This window comes from Chryseobacterium salipaludis, assembly GCF_022968825.1.
Lineage (GTDB): Bacteria > Bacteroidota > Bacteroidia > Flavobacteriales > Weeksellaceae > Kaistella > Kaistella salipaludis.
Genome location: NZ_JALHKS010000005.1, coordinates 91790 through 113040 on the forward strand (window position 1 = coordinate 91790; position 21251 = coordinate 113040).

The following is a 21251-nucleotide window of genomic DNA, read 5'->3' on the forward strand; positions in this document are numbered from 1 at the left end:
ATGTCCATAGTTCATAAAATCGGAAGAAGAAAAACCTCTGTTGCCAGAGTGTATGTGCGTCCGGGTTCCGGCAACATCACCATCAACGGGAAAGATGCGAAGGAGTACTTCGGGACAGATGTACTGGTGTACAAAGTAAACCAGCCTTTCCTGCTTACGGAAACTGCCGGGCAGTATGACGTAACAGTAAACGTTTTCGGTGGCGGTATTACCGGTCAGGCAGAAGCGATCCGCTTGGGGATTTCCCGCGCAATGTGCGAAATCAACGAAGAGTTCCGCGGCATGCTGAAGCCACACGGACTTCTTACCAGAGATGCCAGAATGGTAGAGCGTAAGAAACCAGGCCAGAAGAAAGCAAGAAAGAGATTCCAGTTCTCGAAACGTTAATCGGCGAATGGCTATTGGCTTATGGCTTTTAGCTTTTCTTAGGAAATTCAATTTAACTAACCGCTGGACGCTGATTGCCAAAAGCAAGAAGCCAAAAGCAACCTATGCCCCGTTTAGTTTAGCACCCAAACTCTTCTCCCATCTAAAGACGAGTTGATTGCGAAAAAGCGGAACGTAAACTAAAAACAAAAAAGCGACATGGCAAAAGCAAATGTTAAAGACCTTTTAGAGGCAGGCGTACACTTCGGTCACATGACCCGCAAGTGGAACCCGAACATGGCTCCATACATTTTTATGGAGAAAAACGGTATTCACATTATCGACTTACATAAAACAGCAGTGAAACTGGACGAAGCTTGCTCCGCTCTGGAAAAAATCACTTCTGCCGGCAAAAAAGTTCTTTTCGTAGCTACCAAAAAGCAGGCGAAAGAAGTAGTGGCTAAGCACGCTGCGGAACTAAATATGCCTTATATTACTGAAAGATGGCCGGGCGGTATGCTGACGAACTTCGTTACCATCCGTAAGGCTGTGAAGAAGATGAACCACATCGATAAAATGAAGAAAGACGGAACTTTCGAAACTTTATCGAAAAAAGAAAGACTTCAGGTAGACCGCCAGCGTGCAAACCTGGAGAAAAACTTAGGTTCCATCGCTGACATGGTTCGTCTTCCTTCTGCGATTTTCGTAGTAGACATCATGCGTGAACACATCGCCGTAACTGAAGCTAAGAAACTGGGAATCCCTGTATTCGCTATCGTGGATACGAACTCTGACCCACGCAAAGTGGATTATGTGATCCCAGGAAACGACGATGCTTCCAAGTCTATCGACATGCTGCTGAGCGTAGTTTCTGACTCAATCAAAGAAGGCCTTTCTCAAAGAAAAGCTGAAAAAGAAAGATCTAAAGAAGAAGGTGAAAAAGTATCTGCCGATGCAGATGCAGATTTCAACACTGAAGCATAAGAAATTTCTTATCATACACAGAAGACCCGAAGTGATTCGGGTCTTTTTGTTTTCAATACGCTTGCGACTGGACTTGATTTTAAGTTGGAAAAGCGCAGTGTAATTACGCAGAAACTTTAAGCTTTGTAATACGAAAGCCGGAAACTTTCACTGCAAAGCATGCCACTGTTTTATTAAAATAAGAAAAGCCAACCATTACAGTTCGCCTTTAATCTTTATTAATGTATTCGGAATTTAATGTATGTAATCGTCTTCCCTTTTGCTTCAAATAAACCTTCATAATAGGTTTTAATTTCGCGCAGCAAAGGCGTATCCGGATCATACTCAGGTGCACCGTATATGTCATGATGCGCGGAGATGATTTCCTGACCCATTCCCTGCAACAATCCAAGGGTGTATCCATGCAAAAATTCGGAATCGGTTTTCAGATGCACAATGCCTTCCGGTTTCAGAATTTTTTTATATCGCTCCAGAAAATCAGGATGGGTTAAGCGGTGTTTCGTACGGCGGTATTTGATTTGCGGGTCCGGGAAAGTGATCCAGATTTCATCCACCTCACCCGCGGCAAAAAAGCGGTCAATCAGCTCAATCTGGGTCCGGAGGAACGCAACATTATGCAGGCCGGTTTCAATGGCTTCTTTGGCACCAAACCAAAAGCGCGCGCCCTTGATGTCCACACCGATGAAATTCTTTTCCGGAAAAGCTTTGGCCAGACCAACCGAATATTCTCCTTTTCCGCAACCCAGTTCCAGCACAATAGGATGGTTGTTTTTAAAAACCCCATCACGCCATTTGCCTTTCAGATGAAATTCTTGCAGCGCTTCTTCACGCGTTGGCTGAAACACATTGGGAAGCGTTTTATTTTCGGCGAAACGCGCCAGTTTATTTTTACCCATACAGAAGAAAGTTGTTGATAATATTTTAAGATTGTAACATTATTTAGATTTAACCTCAAAAGCGACAAATTTCCGCTTAATGGCTATATCTTATTAGTCAAAGGTTGGCAAATATAAAGTTTTCCGTGTTATTGTAATGAGAACATTTATTTTGGCTCCTGCATCAGGCTGGAATTCCGCAATCTGCGCTGGTAAATCGGCAGATATTTTTCCATAATGGGGCCGGCCAGTTCATAGTTGCCGGAAGTGAGTGCGGGTGATAAATTCTCAGAGGTGTACACGAACTGCAGAAAATTATCAATTAAATTTTCCGGGATTTTGAGTGAAGTGAAATACGGCACACCGTAATACTTTTTAATATTTTCGATCGTCGTGGTCATCTGTTCGTATTGGCGGGCGCGCTCTTTCTTCTTCCGTTCACCAGAAATCATGTCATAAATGCTTTCCAGGTTAAAAGTGAGCCCGCCGCCGGAGAAGCCGGCTACCGGCAGTTCGGGCGGCAAACCATTTCCTTTGGGTTCCGGCAGACCGATCTTCTTTTGCAAAGCCATTTTCTTTTCACCGCTTTTAAGCTGGCTCACGTCCTGACGCAAATTGCCGGTGGGCTTAAATTTACTGATGACTACTTCCTGAATATCGTAATACGCTACTTTCAGTTCAATAATATTATTGGGGTTCTGCAATTGCTCAGCGGTTACCTGCACATCGCGGCGGTCCGTCACAATAGAAGTGAACCGGATAATATCTCCCGGTTTTGCAGGAATTTTAAAGGTTCCGAAATAATCTGTATATACGGTTTTATGCGACGTGATGTTGGTTACATACACCTGATTAAGATAATACACGGATTTATCGCGCAGTATTATTTCACCGGAGAAAAACTGCGCTTTTAAAAAGTGTGTCAGCAGGAAAGCCAGCAGCAAAAGTGATCTTTTCATAGAGTCTGCAAAATACTTCTTTTTTCAGGGAAACAGATAGATCTGTGCCGCGGCTAAAGGTTAAACTTTGGTTAAAATATGCGGCAGTTTATTAAGCGACAAAAGGATATAAAAAAATCCCCGATCATTTGACCGGGGATTCGCTTAGTTTAGTAATCAAAGTGTTATTTTTTGATAAACTTCACTTTGGCAGTTTCACCGTTATTGTCTACGGAGATGATATAAACACCTTTCTGCAATTTGGATACCTGTACTTTGTTATCTGCAACATTACCTTTGGCAACTGCCTGTCCGGCCATGTTATAGATGGTATAGGTAGCTCTGTCAGAAACTTTGGTTACATTCAGCACATCCACTGCAGGGTTCGGATATACAGAAATTCCACTGTTTTTCACTTGGTCATTTACACCAAGCGTAGAGGAAATCATCACAGCGTAATCTTCTACTTCGCCGTAGCTAAATGTTCCGCAAGGGTTGGTCTGTGCTGCATTAAATCGCAGTGCTACGCGCATACCCAGTGGTTTATCGCCGGTGTACGCATCTTCCGGAACTGTGAATGTCGCTGTTACAGGAGTTTCTTTATTTGCCGTAGTTGACATAACTAACTCATTTGCTTCATAAATTCCGTTTCTGTTAAAGTCAATCCACGCAGTTACTCCCTCGTTATATTGAGTGCTTGTCCAAGCTTTAGTTACCGTAATTGTATTTTCGGTGGTTCCTTTAGCAAGCATCATAACCTTATTGGTATCACCTGAATAATCAGTATATGTAGTAGCACCCGTCTCACCACTGTCGCCGCCGGCTGCACCCTGTGCTGTGATCTGAACCCGTTTAATAAATTCGTCTTTGGCACTGCCGGAAACAAGTGTACAATACTCCAGACCTTTGGTAGTAAACTCAAGTGAAGCATAGGCACCTACGGTTCCGGTACAAACAGCTGCTACTTCTACTACATAAGCGGTACCTTCTTCCAGGTTTTCCAGCGTGTAGGTAGTTGCAGACAGGTCTACTTCAGTCCAGGAAGATTCAGAAGCCTTCTTGTATCTCAGTTTATAAGTAGCATCCAGAACCGGATCCCATACCACTACAGCAGACTCAATTTGTACCGTTGTAGCCGTTAAGCCAACCGGTGCAGATCCATCGCAGGAAACGATTTTGGAAACGATAACCGGAGCTACAGCATAAAATACGTTGCCGATCGCAGATACCCGCAATTTCAACTGTGTATCAGCAGCAAATGTAGAAAAATCTACATCTTCCGTGCCATCATTTGGTGTTGATGCTTTCAGTACTGTCCAGGTAGCCCCTTCATCGGTGGTATAATCAATTTTTACGTTTTGCACATTAAACGGTGCCTGATCTGTTCCTACCACATTCCAGTTAACAGCGCTTGGAGCATTATTGTAAACTTTGGTATTGGTCACCTTAAACGGATCACTGTTCACCACGGTTACTTTTTGCAACGCCTGCTGGGTCTGCTGTTGTTTTGGATCTGCATTGTTATCACGAACGGTAATCCGGAACGTAGATGTTCTTGCTACAGAAGAAACCGCTTCCCAGTTGGCAGGATCTGAAAGTTTCCCGGCCAGCACACTGGAGAGTCGCGGGAAGTATCTTGTCGGACTGTTAGATGGCATCATCGAGCGGAAACTGGCGCCACTGGTCGTGTTCCCTAAGTTTGCTTTCGAAATGGTAACGGAGGCATTATCCACCTGCTCCCAGTTATAAGTTAAGGCATCATTTTCCGCGTCGGTGACCTGCGCAGTCAGCACAAAGGCCGTTCCCTTAGGAATAGAAACATCCAGCATGGGTGTGATTTCCGGTGGTGTATTGGCAACCGCTGTTTCAATATCACAGGTTTTGCTGTTCAGATTATTCTGCACCTGGATAATGGAGTTGATATGGAAATATCCATCGGAGTGTGGCTGTACATCGGTTGCGCCGGTAATTCCTGCATACGACATGACAGTAGACCCTGAACCCGGTTCCACATTTTGACCTGTACCTTCCAGGCTCATGGAGAATGTGTGATTTGCACCCAGCTGGTGACCGATTTCGTGTGCTACATAATCGATATCGAAGTTATCGCCCATCGGGATACCGTCGGCCGGTGAAGTAAAGGCTGATCCTTTTGCCTTGCTGCTGCTGGTTACCGGGTCTACACAAACACAACCGATACAGCCCGCATTTCCACCGCCGCCGGTGGCACCAAACAAGTGCCCAATATCATAAGCGGCACTTCCAATGGTGTTGGTCAGGTTACGCTGAAGTTCGAGATTCCAGCTGCCACCCGCGCCGGAGGAAGCAGGTGAGTAAGGATCACTAGCCGGATCTGTGTAGATAAGCTGCGGGAAATCCTGCAAAATCAAATGTAAAGCAAAATCTTTTTCGAAAACGCCGTTACAGCGAGTAAGCGTTGCGTTAATCTGTGTCATAGCTCCTTCAACCCCGCCGAAATACTGCGTATATTCACCGGTTACCGACATGGCCAGCCGCATGGTGCGGTACTTCTGGTCTGAGCTTTTGTTTACATCCAGATTGTTTTTCCCGAAGGACTGCCCGGACATATACATTTTATCAATCTGCTGTTTGGTCAGCGGCGCTTCTGAAGTGGAGCAAACGAACGCCTTATCTGCTTCAGACTTATTGGTTTTAGGATGAACACCATACACCGTCTTGTTGTGATCCTGTGGTTCGATAAACTCATAGGCACCATTGCGGAACATCATCGACTGGAAATCATTTGGTGCCACACTGAAGCGCACAGAGGCGGTGGGATCATCAATACCCACACCTACATACGAGCCCAGCTGATAGCGGTCTGCCAGTGATTTCACCACCACCGGTGCGCTGTACACTGCAAACCGCTCTACCTTGCCATCCAGCGTCGGAAGTGAGATTTCAACGGCCTTGGCATTACGGCCGGTAGGCTCTGCCTTGGCCAGGTCTGCACGAAGTTTCTGCAAGTCCAGAGTGTAGAATTTCTTCACATTGGAGGTCGCGCGGATTCTCTCTCCGTGCATCTGCGTAGGGCTCCACTGCGCGAGCGCTGCGGTACCCATACTGAGCAGGAGTAAAGAAGTAAAAATTTTCTTCATAATAATTTTGGATTAATATTACTCAAATGTAAATTTTTTTTGTCATCCCCCAAAATAAAAAAGACAAATCCGAAGAAGATTTGTCTTTTAATTTACATTTAATGGAAATAAATACTGCTTATAATTCTGATTAAAAAGCATATAACACCCGATTATATAATGCCGTGTATTTTATTAACTTTTAATTTTATAATTTTTGCTGTTTTAATGAGAGTTCTTTTACTTCAGAACAAATATGATATTGACCAGCTAAAACCCATATTAAATTTAGCAGAACTTTTTCCAAAACCCGGCACAATCATCGGAACAATATCTTCTTGTTTTGTTGTGAAAAGAAGATAACGCGGTTCACCCGTGACTTCGATATAAAAAGGAGATTCAAACAGTTGAATCCGGCCACCTACTACAGCTTCTGCCCAGTAGGAACTCTGAGTCGAGGAAGGAAATGCCTGACTGGCCGAGGCGCCGCTAAAACCACGGATAGGAACAGCTTTATATTCCTGGGTGTAAAAACTTCCGGCTACGCGCGCACCGGCGAAAAAGCCGTTCCGCGTATTTTCAGCATCGTGGGCGAGCATATAGGTGCCGCCCAATTTTATAAAGGGGCCATTAGCCACCGCATCATAGCCGTTTTTCTGATATGTGTTATTTTCAAAACCGGCAACGAGGTTCGCATACATTTTTGACCTGATCTCACTCGATACCGAACCCTGAAAAATCTTTCTGTCTGCAAACAAAGAAATTCCCGCATTCAACACATCAAAGCCAACCAAAAAATTAGGTTGATATTTAGGCGACAGGCGCAGGGAATCTTTCTGCTGCTGTCCCGACAAAGAGACAATACTTAAGCTAAAAAAGAAGATATAGATGTGTTTTATTTTCATCAGTGATTTCATTTTGTAATTGTTCCACAGCCCGTGCCTCAGCCGGTGCCGGCACCTCTGCCAGTACATTTTTGTAAATCTTACGGATTCCGCACGCCGGCGATACATACTCCGAGGATGTAGTATAATTTATCTTCACCTCCGATGTTACGGTGGCGCGGGAGAGGCCTACAAATATACTGGTGGCCGGTGCATCGTCTACGCGGAGGGGTATCAGCAGAGAATCGGTCGGTACTTTATTCGCTATCACGGCAATGGGCCCGTTTCCGTAATCCACTTTCACGAAAACAGAGTCCAGTGTTTTTAATTTTCCGGTTGCCTGTGTTTTAAATTTCATTTTCAAACGGGGCGTTGCTTCACCACTGAGGCAAATATCATCGTCGCTGCCGCAGGAAACCAAGAAAGAGAGCAGTAAGAATGACAGAAGAACTTTACAATTCATAGCTTAAATTTTAACCAGCAGAGCAATGTTTTCCACGTGGTGTGTTTGCGGGAACATGTCCACCGGCAGGATTTTAACCAGGCGGTATTGTTCTTTCATCAATGCCAGGTCACGCGCCTGAGTCGCCGAATTACAGCTGACATACACTATCTTTTCCGGTGCCACTTTCAGGATTTGTTCCACCACCTTAGCATGCATGCCGTCGCGGGGCGGATCGGTAATCAAAACATCCGGTCGGGGGTGCGCTGCCAGAAATTCTTCGGTGAAAACTTCTTTCATATCACCACAGTAGAAGGTGCAATTGTCCAGACCGTTCAGTGTAGCATGTTCACGCGCAGCATCAATAGCTTCCGGTACCGATTCAATTCCAATTACTGTTTTGGCTTTCCGCGCTACGTACTGTGCAATAGTACCAGTCCCGGTATACAGGTCATAAACAATTTCGTTTCCCTGCAGATCGGCAAATTCCAGTGTTTTGCGATACAGCTCCAGGGCTTGTTTATAATTCGTCTGGAAAAAGGATTTCGGTCCGATTTTAAATTGCAACCCTTCCATTTCCTCCATCAGATAGCCTTCACCGGAATACACCATAATCTCCTGATCATAAATGGAATCATTCGGCTTGGAATTAATACAGTACAGCAGCGTACTGATCTGCGGAAAGATCGAAAGCAGGTGATCAAATAAAGCAATACGCTCCGCTTCCATTTCCTGGAAGAGCTGAAACAGCACCATCCATTCTCCTTTTGAGTTTTGCCTTAACATTAAAGTTCGGAGAAAACCGCCGTGTTCACGTACATCAAAGAAAGGCAACTGATGTGCAATGGCATAATTCCGGACGGCCAGCCGAATGGCGTTGGACGGATCCTCCTGCAGCCAGCATTCCTTCAGATCCAGGATCTTGCTCCACATGCCCGGAATATGGAAGCCCAGCGCATCGCGGTTATCTACCTCCGCATCGCTTGCAATTTCGTCCGCCGACAGCCAGCGCGCATTGGAGAATGAAAATTCCATTTTATTACGGTAAAAATAGGTTTCGGCGCTGCCCATGATCGGAAGTGTTTCGAAATCAGTGATACCGCCAATACGGCGAATGTGATTATAAACTTCGTCTTGTTTAAATTCCAATTGCTTGACATAGTCCAGATTTTGCCACTTGCAACCGCCGCACACACCAAAATGAATACACTTCGGAGCTACACGGAAAGGAGAAGGTTCCACAATATCGATCGCTTCGCCTTCGAAGTAATTGGACTTGGATTTCTTAACCCTTACGTGAACAACATCACCCGGAACCGCGCCGGAAACCAGCACTGTTTTCCCTTCTTCCGTTTTACCGATAGCCACACCTTTGGCTCCTGCGCCGGTAAGCGTAATGTTTTCGAGGACTTTATTTTTATGTTTTTTACGCATGAAATATATTAATGGTTGCAAAAATACGGCTTTCCGCGGAACGGCTCACAGATTAAAAAATGCAACTGTTTAATTTATGCATAACTATCTGTTTTTAATTTAATATCTGATCATAAAAAATCCCGCTGAATTTCAACGGGATTTATCAAGTGTATTATATTTTAAGGCGTTTGCACAGCCGGTGCGTCTGCCCAGTCATTCTGAAGTTCTATCTCAGGAGATTGTTCAACTTCCGGTGCTTTCAGGCCGGTTTGCTTTTCCAGGACCTGTACCAAGTCCGGATCGCCGAGATTGTAGAAAGTTTTGCTGGCCACGTTGCCGGCTTTATCGATGATGATGAAGGACGGAAGTTTGAAACCGTACAGTCCCCAGTCTTTGGCAAACGAAGAATTTATTCCACCTTCGGCATACACCTGCGTTCCGCTCAGGCCCTGAAGCAATGCTTTACTGGTTTTCACAAACTGCTCTTTGCTGTCGTCCATATTTACATAAACGAAATCCAGTTTGGATTTATAGAACTCATGTACTTCCTTTAGAACAGAAATCGTCATTTCGCTGATATATGGATTCCAGGAAGCATAGAACATCACTAAAGCTGGTTTTGCACGCTGGGCGCTCAGCGAAAAATCCTTACCTTCAGCAGTTACCAGTTTTCCGCCCGGAGCAGGTTTTCCGGTGGCAGGACCATCAATCACAAACTGAATGCGCTCCAAATCTTTTTTAATTTCAGCATTTTTAATTTTCTCCTGAATAATTTTCTGAACTTTTGCCTTATCTTCAGGTGAAGTTGATGGGCTGATATCGCCGCTGGCAATAATATAAGCAAGCAGGTAATCTTTTTCCAGATCAGAAAGTTCTTTTCTGGAATCTAAAAATTCAGAGAACAATACGGATGAAGGTTGCTGTTGTCCGGCTTGGCTCTTTTTCTGACCGAACTCCATGAAATCTTTATTCAGTTTGCCCAACAGATAGTTTCGGTAGAGCGGCTGATTTTTCAGCATTCTCTCTTTGTTTTTCTGCAGACCCGCTTCCATTTCCTGGAACTTTTTGGAAATTTTGTAATTAGGATCGTTGGCTACCTGCGGATGGTGCATTTCATACTGAGCCATCAGGCCGAGCACGCTCGCTTCCAATTCATCTTTTTTCCATTGTACCACGTCACTGCCCGCAGAAGTTTGCTTGGCAGCCTGATCGATTCTTTTTTCAAGATCAGCATGAATTTTTTCCACGCTTTTCAGGAATGCATCCTCTTTTTTCGCGACCATATCGCCCAGGTTGATATTGGCTGCGTAGTCTTTTATTTTATTTTCTACCTCACGCAGGAAGTCGTTGTCTTTTTTAGCATCTCCTGTTACAGTGAACTGCATTGGAAAAGTGCCGGCCTGGCCGGAAATATTTAATTTCTGACCACCCTTCACGAAAATCATTCCCTGTTTTCCGCCATAGGTCATCAGATACATTCCGTCGCGTGGTGCTTCGAACGCACCGGAAAAATTGCCTTTTGCGTCCACACCTACATTGGTTAAAGGCAAGGTGGCAACACCGGCAGCTTCTATAAATTCAATTCGTTCCAGCGGCGATCCACCGGCCACATTACCGGTAAATTCTACTTTTTTGGAACAACTTAAAGTGAGAAACCCCACCAGCAGCATCAAAAAATACTTAGTCATTTGTTGTTTTAATTTATTAATGTAATTAAGATGTTTTTATAAACGAGCAAAAATACACTATACGAAGAAGTGTTTAAAATTAATATGCGATAATTGGCAAAGTTTAACAAACAAAAACTGCCTCCGGAAATGGAAGCAGTTTCTAGGTATTATAATAAGGAGTCTATCCTTTGTCTAAATGCGCCGCCATATATTCGCGGTTCATTTTTGCAATCACGGCCAGCGTAATTCCTTTCGGACATTCCACCTCGCAGGCGCCGGTATTGGAGCAGTTCCCAAATCCTTCTTCATCCATGGCTTTCACCATGTTCAGGACGCGTCTTTCTGCTTCCACGTGACCTTGCGGCAACAGCGCCAGCTGGGTCACTTTAGCACCCACAAACAGCATCGCGGAACCATTTTTACAAGTTGCTACGCAGGCGCCGCAGCTGATACAAGCGGCAGCATCCATGGCGTTATCCGCATCTTCTTTTGGAACAGGGATCGCATTGGCATCCAGCGTGTTTCCGGAAGTGTTTACGGAGACAAAACCTCCGGCGGCCATCACGCGGTCAAAGGCGCTGCGATCAGTTACCAGGTCTTTAATGATCGGGAAGGCAGCACTTCTCCACGGTTCAATGTGGATTGTTTCGCCGTCCTTGAACATACGCATGTGCAGCTGGCAGGTGGTAATGCCTGTATCCGGTCCGTGCGGACGGCCGTTAATATACAGCGAGCACATCCCGCAAATTCCTTCGCGGCAGTCATGGTCAAAAGCTACGGGCTCCTGGCCTTCGTTGATTAGGTTTTCGTTGAGCATATCCAGCATTTCCAGGAAAGAAGCATCGGTCGACACTCCGGAAATCTTGTAGGTCTCAAACTGTCCTTTTGATTTATTATTTTTCTGTCTCCAAATTTTCAGAGTCAGGTTTAATCCTTTTTGTGCACTCATTTTTTATAATTTAGTTGGAGATTATTTGTAGCTTCTGGTTTTCACTTCAATATTTTCATAGATCAGTTCCTCTTTGTGCATCACTTCCGCATTGATATTCTCACCCTGATATTCCCAGGCGGCTACATACTTAAAGTGTTCGTCATCACGTTCGGCTTCTCCTTCAGCCGTTGCGTGATCCCAGCGGAAATGTCCTCCGCATGATTCTTCGCGCTGCAAAGCGTCAATCGCCATCAGCTGGCCAAGTTCCAAAAAGTCAGCAACGCGGAAGGCTTTTTCCAGTTCCTGGTTCATACCGTTGGCATCGCCCGGCACGCGTACTTCTTTCCAGAATTCGTTTCTCACTTCTTCGATCTCGCGGATTGCTTCACGCAGCCCTTCCGGTGTACGTCCCATGCCCACTTTGTTCCACATGATGTGCCCCAACTTTTTGTGGAAATGATCCACACTGTGCGTTCCCTGATTGGTCATAAAGAAATTCAGCCTTTCCACCACCTGTTGCTCAGCCTCGCTAAATTCAGGCGTATCCGTCGGGATTTTTCCGGTTCGGATATCAGCAGAAAGGTAATCAGCGATCGTGTATGGCAGTACAAAGTAACCGTCGGCCAGACCCTGCATCAGTGCAGAAGCGCCCAACCTGTTGGCACCGTGATCAGAGAAGTTGGCTTCACCGATAACGAAACATCCCGGAATGGTGGACATCAGGTTATAATCTACCCAGATTCCACCCATGGTGTAGTGAACCGCCGGATAAATCTTCATTGGCGTCACATATGGATTATCGGCTGTAATCTTTTCGTACATCACGAAGAGGTTACCATACTTCTCTTCCACCCATGCCTTACCTAAATCGTAAATCTGCTGAGGCGTCGGGTTATGGATATTTTTCTCGATTGCAGCTTCGTTTCCTTTTTTCATAATCTCCGTGGAGAAATCCAGGAATACACCTTCATGCGTATCGTTGTTTTCAATTCCGTGTCCGGCATCGCAACGCTCTTTCGCTGCTCTGGAGGCAACGTCACGCGGCACCAGGTTACCGAAGGCAGGATATCTCCTTTCCAGATAATAATCGCGGTCTTCTTCCGGAATGGATTCCGGTTTCAGTTTACCGGCACGCACTGCTTCGGCATCTTCAATCTTTTTCGGAACCCAGATACGTCCGGAGTTACGAAGTGATTCAGACATCAGCGTCAGTTTAGACTGCTGCGTTCCGTGTACCGGAATACAGGTCGGGTGAATCTGTACGAAACAAGGGTTCGCAAAATAAGCACCACGCTTGTGAATCTTCCAGGCAGCGGACGCGTTGGAACCCATTGCGTTGGTGGAAAGGAAATATACGTTTCCGTATCCGCCGGAAGCAATTACTACGGCGTGTGCGGAGTGTTTCTCGATTTCACCGGTCACCAGGTTACGAACAATAATTCCACGTGCTTTTCCATCAACAATTACAAGATCCATCATTTCATGACGGTTGTACATTTTGATTCGGCCCTTACCGATTTGGCGGCTCATGGCAGAATAAGCACCCAGCAATAACTGCTGGCCTGTTTGCCCTTTCGCATAGAAAGTACGCTTAACCTGTACCCCACCGAATGAACGGTTGTCCAGCTGTCCACCATATTCACGGCCAAAAGGAACACCCTGCGCAACGCACTGGTCAATAATATTACCGGAAACCTCTGCCAGGCGGTACACGTTTGCTTCACGCGCACGGTAGTCACCACCTTTAATAGTATCATAGAACAGGCGGTAGATAGAGTCTCCATCACCCTGATAATTTTTAGCAGCGTTGATCCCGCCCTGCGCAGCAATAGAGTGTGCACGTCTTGGGGAATCCTGATAGCAGAATGCTTTTACGTTATATCCCTGTTCAGCCAGGGTAGCAGCAGCAGAACCTCCTGCCAGCCCGGTACCCACCACTATCACATCGATCTTGTCGCGGTTATTTGGTGCTACCAGGTTCATATGGTCTTTATGATTTTTCCATTTGTCCGCGAGCGGGCCTGCCGGAATTTTTGAATCTAATTTGCTCATTTGTAATGATTTTAAATTTTAAATTTCAAATTTTAGCTTAAATAAAAATCTAAAATTTACTGAGTTATAAAATGATACACTGCAATGAAAATAAATCCTGCAGGAATCAGGATAGAGTACCAGTTACCGAACGCTTTGATTGCCGGCGTGTACTTGGGATGACGCGCACCCACTGACTGGAATGAAGACTGGAAACCATGCCCAAGGTGCAGCCCCAGCAATACGAAAGAAACCACATAAATCCCCACACGGATCGGGTTCGCAAACTGATGGTGCAGTTCTGCATAAAAACGGTCCGCCACCGGTGCTTCCACGGTGATGTATTTGTAATCGATTTCATGCCACCAGAAATCATACATGTGCAGTCCCAAAAAGAAGAGCACCACCAAGCCTGAATAAATCATATTTCGGGACATCCAGGTGGAGTTCGCCGACGGATTGTTCATCCCGTACTTAATCGGGCGCGCGCGCTGATTTTTAACTTCGAGGATGAAACCCATCACAAAATGGAAGATCACTGCAAAGCCCAGAATCGGCTGCATCAGGAACTGAATGAAAGGATTGTAGCCCATGAATTCAGAAGCGGCATTGAATGCAGCAGGGCTGATCACTGAAAGAAGATTCACCGTGAGGTGCATAATTAGGAAAATGAGCAAGAACATTGCAGACAATGCCATTGCGTACTTTCTACCAATAGTAGAACTCGTTAATCCTGCCATAATTAAGGTTTAAATTTGAATTATCACAAAGTTAGGAAAACGCCAGACCAATTTTCCTGACCAAAGTCAGAAAAAATCAGTTTGTAATCTTTCTAAATAAGAATTACTTTCCGGTCTCAATCTTCGAGACGGAATATTTTCTTACCAAAACGAACCTCCTGGGTGCCTGCCGGAATTATTTTTATTTCAAACTTTTTCGTGCGGCGCGAGGTCAGATAAGGAGCAATGATATACTGTTGTATTTTCACACGATCACTGCTTTCCCGGAGGTAGAAAGTTACAAAATTTTTATCTTTTACGGAAATGACTTTCTCCCGGTAAAAAGGATGCAGCAATATTTCATTCAGCAGTGAAGCCCGGTAGTTAAGCAGCAAAGCGGTTCCTGCATATACAAAAGTAACAAAGGCAAATCTGGAAATATTTTTAATACTGAACTTTTGAATCAGCGGGCGCAGGAAATACACCAGCAAGGCTGCCAGGATCAATTCAGGAAGTGTCATCGGAATCTGTTCGGTCAGAGCAAAGTTGGCGTTTCCGAAATAATGTACCGCTTTCAGCACCAGCGAAATAACGTGATCATATAGCCACAGAATGGCAGGAACGGGCAGCGAGAGAGCGGCAGATAGCACAATTATTAAAGAAAAAATGATGACCATTTCCGCAAACGGAATAATCACCAGATTTGCCGGCAGCGACACAAATGAGTACTGATGGAAATAATAAATAACCAAAGGCAGCGTGCTCGCCTGTGCAGCAATACTGATGCTGACAATATTCAGCAGGAGATTCTGAATTTTATTCCGGGCGGCCGGCAGCCGTTTCAGCAGCGGGCCGTTGAGCCAGTAGATTCCAAGAACTGCCGAAAAGCTCAGCTGGAAGCCGACATCAAAAAGCTGATTGGAATCCAGGCTTAAAATCACGAAAGCGGCCAGCGACATCGAATGCAGTAAATCGGGCGTCCGGCGCAGCAATATAAATATAAAATATACCGTAACCATAATGCAACTGCGTACTACGGAGTTTCCATAATCTATAAAAATCGCAAAAGCCCAGATTAAACATAGCGCTGCTATGATTTTAAAAGTCCGAAAGCGTGGTGGCAATAAGCGATTTAATATCCACAGAATTAAGCCGAAGATTACCGCCATATGGGTGCCGGAAATTGCCAGAATATGCATAGTTCCCGAATTCCGGAAGTCCCGGACCGTTTCCGAATCCAAGCCGCTGCGGTCTGCTAAAATGATACCTTTTGTAAATTCCCGTGTGCGAGGCGACAGTGGTAAGCCATCTATTTTGTGTAATAATTCCAAACGCGCCTGCCGGATGCGTTCGGCCACGCTCAGGTCTGCACGCGGTTGCAATTGCAGTTGGGCAGGCACATACGCCTGATAATAAATTCCTTTTCGCGCCAGATATTTCGCATAATCGAACTGGAAATCATGATAGGGCTTTTGTACGGTATTTAAATAAACCTCTGCACGGTAGTAGTGTTTAAAGTCCAGTGAAGGCTGCTCTTTCGGCACTGAAAGAAGCGTTGTGAAATGTTGCTTTTCGTGCCAGGCGTCCACCTCATACCGGCGGTTACGCTCATTATTATTCAGCTTTTTATTTAATTTAAAAAGAATCGTCGCCTTAGCAGGTAAAGGCGGAAGCTGCGTTCTTTCTGAATAAATCCCGTGCGCTACCATACCCAAAGTAATAAAAAAAACCACTAGAAATGCGGGTCGCAGGCGAAAGGCGAGAAAATTCTTAATAAAGAAAATGGATAACCCCAGCAGGCCGGCACCCACTAAGCCAACCAGAAAAAGTCCGGATAAATGAAAAATATCCTGGAGAAAAATGCCGGTTACAAAGCCAATACACAGAATAAACAAGGGCTGTCTCTGCATATCTTTTTGTTTTTAAAGATACAGGTATTATCGCTGTATTTTACCGGGTGTAATCACCCTTTTACAATGATGCGTGCTGCTTCATCACTGGCACCCTTTCCACCCAGCTTTTCACGGAGTAAACGGTAATTTTCTAACAACGTTTCCCGTCCTGGGCCTTCAGTAATTTTGGAAAGTTCAGCAACCAGTCTCTTAGTATTTAATTCTTCCTGAATAAGTTCGGTAACAATCTCACGATCCATAATCAGATTCACCAATGAGATAAATTTAATGTTGCGCACCACCAACCGTGCAATACGGTAGGAAACCCAGCTGCTGCGGTAACATACCACTTCCGGCACGTTTAATAAGGCAGTTTCAAGCGTCGCTGTACCCGATGTGACCAGCGCCGCCCGGGAACAACGCAGCAAATCATACGTACGATTGGAAACAAAATGCACATCCGCATCGGTAAACTGCTCATAAAAAGAAGGTGACAAACCCGGTGCACCGGCGATCACAAACTGATATTGTGGAAAAGCAGCACGGACCGAGAGCATCAGGCCGAGCATTTTTGTTACCTCCTGTTGCCGGGAACCGGGGAGCAATGCAATGATTTCACGCTCATCCAATGCATGTTCCTGCCGAAAATCGGCCGCATCCACCGGCCGCAGATCCGCGACAGCATCCAGCAAAGGGTGGCCTACAAAATATGCTTCCACCTGATGCCCTTTATAAAACTCTTTTTCAAACGGAAGAATTACAAGCATTTCGTCCACATACTGCCGAATCTTAGATACCCTTCCCTCCTTCCAGGCCCAAAGCTGTGGCGATATATAATATACCACCTTAATACCCAGGCTTTTCGCATAGGCCGCAATCCGAAGATTGAAACCGGGATAATCTACCAATATGAGCACATCCGGCTGATACTGCAAAAGATCCTGTTTGCAGAATTTAATATTGCTGAGAATCGTTTTGATATTTTTTGCCACTTCCAGAAAACCCATAAAGGCCAGATCGCGGTAATGTTTCACCGGTGCGTGCCCGGCCACCTCAGCCATCAGATCACCGCCCCAGAAACGAAATTCCGCCTGAGAATCCTGCACTTGCAAGGCTTTCATGAGATTGGAGGCATGCAGGTCGCCAGAGGCTTCACCAGCGATAAGGTAATACTTCACGGACAAAAATTTTGTAATTTTGGTCAAAGATAAAATAAAAAATGGCGGACTTTGAGATAAAAAATAAAGTGGCCGACAGCGGCCTTGTAAATTTTGACCTGTCACAACTGGTCCCAAAGGGCAGGCGAATGGGTATTGATTTAAAGGAATATTTATATGAAGGTCTTATCCTGCGGGAAAAGGAGTACCGGCAGCAGATTGCCGCTCTGGATACGCAGACATTTCAAGACGCCTTTGTATATATTTATAACTCTGCAGATGCCATTGTACCACTTTGGGCGTATTTCCTGATTACCGCCAAAGTAACCGAAACAGCGAAGAAGGTAATCTTTGGCAGCCGCGATGCGTTGGAAACTATTCTCATGCATGATGCGCTCGAGCAATACGATTTCAGTGAACTGGAAGGAAAACGTGTGTTGGTAAAAGGCTGCTCAGAAAATCCATTGCCCGAAAACGCCTATGTGGAGCTGGTGCAAAAACTGAAACCGGTCGTCAAATCCCTGATGTTTGGCGAAGCCTGCTCAAACGTGCCCATCTTTAAGAATTAACAGCGTTGGAATATTTCTTGTTTCTCTCCGGTATTCAACCATTACAAAATACAGATTATGAGTTTACTGGATATGATTACCGGCCATGCCGGACAGGAAGTAGCATCGGAAGCGCACCATAATTTCGGCGTCAGCAAAAATCAGGTAATTGCCTTGCTGGCCGTCGCGGCACCATTAGTTATTTCTTATTTAAGAAAAAAGGCCGAACACGATCCCGCGGAAGCAGATGCCTTAAATAGCGCCTTGGAAAAAGACCACGATGGCAGTATCCTGAATAATCCGGCGCAGGCAAAGGAAAGACAAACAGAAGGCGGCTCTATCCTCGATCATATTTTCGGCAGTGAAAAAGGAGCGGTGGAAAATCAGCTTGCCGGCAAAACCGGAATCTCCATGGATAAAATCGGACCTGTGCTGGCGATGCTCGCACCTTTGATCATGGGATATCTCGGGAAACAGAAACGCGACAACGGCGTAAGTTCCGGCGGCGGACTGGGCGATTTACTGGGAGGTATTCTAGGAAATGCGCAGTCGCAGGCACAGCATGGGAATCCACTGAACGATATTTTAGGAAATGTGCTGGGCGGCGGCGGCCAGTCGGGGAATCCGCTGAATGACATTCTGGGCAGCGTCATGGGTGGCGGTGGCAAACAGCAAGGCGGTCTGGGCGGCGTACTGGGAAGTTTGCTCGGCGGCAAATAGAACAAAAAAACCGAAGATTATTCTTCGGTTTTTTTATTTTTGGCAGTTTTAGAAGCAGTCTTGGGCTTGCCGGACTCAGCATTTTCCGACTTTCCAGACGGGTAACCCACTTCTTCGCGCACCTTGTTCACGGATTTTTTGTCTTCATTTTCATCCATCACTTTCACCGGGATTTTGTTCACCGATTTTCTTCTGCGCGGTCTTCTTTTACCATAACTTCCGGCGGTGATTTTACCGCGTTTAGATTTTTGATCTCCTTTTCCCATAGACAATATTTTAGTTGGTTGGTCTAACAAAGTTATAAAATTATTTCATCTTCCGAAGTACGTTTTGGGCGTGCCCCTGCCCCGGGAAAAGTTGGGATAAGCTGAGATTTTTTATGGGGCAGGGTTGGGCTTTTCGTTGCAATTCCTCGGCCTGCCGTTCCGGACAGTCCTGCGGGATTTCCACTGCAATCCCTCACGCAAAGTACGCTGTCCGGCAGGCGAAGTTTTTAAAATTTAAATAAGTCACACGCAATTGGCCCCGGATTCCCTACTATTGACCGGACGTGACAAACACTCTTTTCGGCGCTCGCTTCGCTCGCGCTGTTTTATTTTTTAAAGTTTCAATAAAATCCAGTCCAGTTTTTGTTAAAACTATCTCCTGCCACAAACACCCTTTTCGGCGCTCGCTTCGCTCGCACCACCCATTCCCGAAACCGCCTCTTGCCCTTACCTGAAAAACAGCCGAAATCCGTATCTTTGCCCGGTTGAAACCGGCCAGCTGCCGGTAACCGCATTTCATTCTAAAAAAGAAAATTATGTTCCGAACGCATACCAACGGAGAACTGAATCTGAACCACCTTGACCAGACGGTTACCTTGTCGGGCTGGGTACAAACCATCCGCGATAAAGGATTTATGATGTGGGTTGACCTGCGCGACCGCTACGGCATTACCCAACTGGTTTTCGATGCCGACCGCTCTTCGGAAGAACTGCTGCAACAGGCGCGCGAACTGGGCCGCGAATTTGTGATACAGGTGACCGGAAGCGTGATCGAACGGACAAGCAAAAACCCGAAAATTGCGACCGGCGATATTGAAATTCTCGTCGAAAAACTCAGCATTCTCAACGCTGCAGAATTGCCGCCTTTCACAATTGAAGATCAAACCGACGGTGGCGAGGAACTTCGCATGAAATACCGTTATTTGGATATCCGCCGGAATCCGGTGCAGCAAAAACTGATTTTCAGGCATCAGATGGCGCAGAAAGTACGGAACTATCTGTCGGATAAAGGTTTTATTGAAGTGGAAACACCGGTACTCATTAAATCAACGCCGGAAGGCGCACGCGATTTTGTAGTACCGAGCCGTATGAATCCCGGACAGTTTTACGCTCTGCCGCAGTCACCGCAAACCTTTAAGCAATTGCTGATGGTCGGCGGCATGGACCGTTATTTCCAGATTGTAAAATGTTTTCGTGATGAAGACCTGCGCGCGGACCGTCAGCCGGAGTTTACCCAGATCGATTGCGAAATGGCATTTGTGGAGCAGGAAGATGTCCTGGAAATTTTCGAGGGAATGACCGCCAGTTTGCTGAAAGATATTTCCGGAAAAGAGTTTGGGAAATTTCCGAGGATGACGTACGCGGAAGCCATGCAGAAATACGGAAATGACAAGCCTGATATCCGTTTCGGCATGGAGTTTAAAGAACTCAACGATTTGGTACAGGGTAAGGATTTTAAAATATTTGATGAGGCAGACCTCGTGGTAGCCATTAATGTAAAAGGCTGCGCGGATTATACCAGAAAACAAATCGATGCGCTGACGGACTGGGTAAAGCGCCCGCAGATCGGTGCCACCGGAATTGTATGGATTAAATATCAGGCGGACGGAACCGTAACCTCTTCGGTCAATAAATTCTACGATGAACAAGCGCTGAAAAAGATAGCGGAACGTTGCGAAGCGGAACCGGGCGATCTGATGCTGGTTATGTCGGGCGCGACAGATAAAGTACGCGCACAGTTATCGGCACTGCGGATGGAGCTGGGCAATCACTTAGGGTTGCGTAAACCGGACGAGTTTGCGCCGCTGTGGGTAGTAGATTTCCCGCTGCTGGAATGGGATGTAGAAACGAACCGCTACCATGCAATGCACCACCCTTTTACCTCACCAAAGCCGGAAGACATTGCATTGCTGGAAACGGATCCGGGGAAAGCGCGCGCCAATGCCTACGACCTCGTACTGAACGGAAACGAAATTGGTGGAGGTTCTGTGCGTATTTATAACCGCGACCTGCAATCGAAAATGTTTGAACTGCTGGGCTTCACGCCCGAGGCAGCGGAAGCGCAGTTCGGCTTCCTGATGAATGCTTTCAAATATGGCGCACCACCTCATGCCGGCCTGGCCTTTGGTTTCGACCGTCTGGTGGCTATTCTGGACGGAAATGAAGTTATTCGTGATTACATTGCCTTCCCGAAAAACAATTCCGGCCGTGATGTCATGATCGATGCACCGAGCGCTATTGCGGAGGAGCAGCTGGAGGAACTTTCATTGAAAATTGCAGAGGAATAATTTATATTCTTTTACAAAACAAGGAC

Annotated in this window: 17 protein-coding genes and 1 pseudogene; 5 read left to right on the forward strand and 13 right to left on the reverse strand. The window is 45.8% G+C overall.

Annotated features, from left to right (window positions below; translation table 11 throughout):
• On the forward strand, positions 1-387 hold the full coding sequence (rpsI, locus tag MVI27_RS09305; protein WP_246961177.1) for a 30S ribosomal protein S9: 387 nt from the start codon (positions 1-3) through the stop codon (positions 385-387).
• A 198-nt stretch (positions 388-585) separates the two neighbouring features.
• Positions 586-1350 carry a 30S ribosomal protein S2 gene (gene rpsB, locus MVI27_RS09310; RefSeq protein WP_246961181.1) on the forward strand — a complete coding sequence of 255 codons (765 nt, stop codon included), beginning with the start codon at positions 586-588 and terminating at the stop codon, positions 1348-1350.
• A 218-nt stretch (positions 1351-1568) separates the two neighbouring features.
• On the opposite strand, the gene trmB is transcribed toward rpsB, so the two are convergent.
• The 12 genes from trmB to lpxB all read right to left on the reverse strand — a co-directional run bounded on the left by trmB (position 1569) and on the right by lpxB (position 17424).
• A complete protein-coding gene (gene trmB / locus MVI27_RS09315) occupies positions 1569-2246 on the reverse strand; it encodes a tRNA (guanosine(46)-N7)-methyltransferase TrmB (protein WP_246961183.1) in 678 nt (225 codons plus the stop codon).
• Positions 2247-2392: 146 nt separating this feature from the next.
• Positions 2393-3184, reverse strand: coding sequence for a hypothetical protein (locus MVI27_RS09320; RefSeq protein WP_246961186.1), 792 nt, complete (start codon positions 3182-3184; stop codon positions 2393-2395).
• Between the two features lie 164 nt (positions 3185-3348).
• Positions 3349-6282: a reprolysin-like metallopeptidase gene (locus MVI27_RS09325; protein ID WP_246961188.1), complete on the reverse strand. Its 2934-nt coding sequence runs from the start codon at positions 6280-6282 to the stop codon at positions 3349-3351.
• Positions 6283-6506: 224 nt separating this feature from the next.
• Positions 6507-7166 (reverse strand): DUF6048 family protein, encoded by a 660-nt coding sequence (locus MVI27_RS09330; protein ID WP_246961191.1) that lies wholly within the window; start codon positions 7164-7166, stop codon positions 6507-6509.
• Positions 7132-7608, reverse strand: a complete 477-nt coding sequence (locus tag MVI27_RS09335) for a DUF6452 family protein (protein WP_246961193.1) — start codon at positions 7606-7608, stop codon at positions 7132-7134. The genes MVI27_RS09330 and MVI27_RS09335 overlap by 35 nt, the downstream gene beginning before the upstream one ends.
• A 3-nt stretch (positions 7609-7611) precedes the next feature.
• The gene (gene rlmD / locus MVI27_RS09340; protein WP_246961196.1) at positions 7612-9021 is read right to left on the reverse strand and encodes a 23S rRNA (uracil(1939)-C(5))-methyltransferase RlmD; all 1410 of its coding nucleotides are present in this window, start codon (positions 9019-9021) and stop codon (positions 7612-7614) included.
• A gap of 161 nt (positions 9022-9182) precedes the next feature.
• Complete coding sequence (locus tag MVI27_RS09345) at positions 9183-10691, reverse strand: TlpA family protein disulfide reductase (protein WP_246961199.1); 1509 nt, start codon at positions 10689-10691, stop codon at positions 9183-9185.
• A 163-nt stretch (positions 10692-10854) separates the two neighbouring features.
• The gene (locus MVI27_RS09350) at positions 10855-11622 is read right to left on the reverse strand and encodes a succinate dehydrogenase/fumarate reductase iron-sulfur subunit (RefSeq protein ID WP_246961202.1); all 768 of its coding nucleotides are present in this window, start codon (positions 11620-11622) and stop codon (positions 10855-10857) included.
• 21 nt (positions 11623-11643) lie between these two features.
• Entirely contained in the window at positions 11644-13656 is a 2013-nt protein-coding gene (locus MVI27_RS09355; protein ID WP_246961205.1) for a fumarate reductase/succinate dehydrogenase flavoprotein subunit, read from the reverse strand.
• 56 nt (positions 13657-13712) lie between these two features.
• Positions 13713-14375: a succinate dehydrogenase cytochrome b subunit gene (locus tag MVI27_RS09360; protein ID WP_246961208.1), complete on the reverse strand. Its 663-nt coding sequence runs from the start codon at positions 14373-14375 to the stop codon at positions 13713-13715.
• A gap of 116 nt (positions 14376-14491) precedes the next feature.
• Complete coding sequence (locus MVI27_RS09365; protein WP_246961211.1) at positions 14492-16264, reverse strand: ComEC/Rec2 family competence protein; 1773 nt, start codon at positions 16262-16264, stop codon at positions 14492-14494.
• Positions 16265-16317: 53 nt separating this feature from the next.
• Positions 16318-17424: a lipid-A-disaccharide synthase gene (gene lpxB, locus MVI27_RS09370; RefSeq protein WP_246961214.1), complete on the reverse strand. Its 1107-nt coding sequence runs from the start codon at positions 17422-17424 to the stop codon at positions 16318-16320.
• Between the two features lie 41 nt (positions 17425-17465).
• Between lpxB and MVI27_RS09375 the strand changes: the two genes are divergently transcribed.
• Together MVI27_RS09375 and MVI27_RS09380 are read left to right on the forward strand one after the other, a co-directional pair.
• Entirely contained in the window at positions 17466-17972 is a 507-nt protein-coding gene (locus MVI27_RS09375; RefSeq protein WP_246961217.1) for a DUF2480 family protein, read from the forward strand.
• 57 nt (positions 17973-18029) lie between these two features.
• Positions 18030-18671: a DUF937 domain-containing protein gene (locus MVI27_RS09380; protein ID WP_246961219.1), complete on the forward strand. Its 642-nt coding sequence runs from the start codon at positions 18030-18032 to the stop codon at positions 18669-18671.
• 188 nt (positions 18672-18859) lie between these two features.
• Here the strand turns inward: MVI27_RS09380 and MVI27_RS09385 are convergent.
• Positions 18860-18937 (reverse strand): annotated as a pseudogene (locus tag MVI27_RS09385) (30S ribosomal protein THX); the annotation flags it as partial.
• Positions 18938-19473: 536 nt separating this feature from the next.
• On the opposite strand from MVI27_RS09385, the gene aspS reads away from it, so the two are divergent.
• On the forward strand, positions 19474-21225 hold the full coding sequence (aspS, locus tag MVI27_RS09390) for an aspartate--tRNA ligase (protein WP_246961221.1): 1752 nt from the start codon (positions 19474-19476) through the stop codon (positions 21223-21225).
• The last annotated feature ends 26 nt before the right edge of the window (positions 21226-21251 follow it).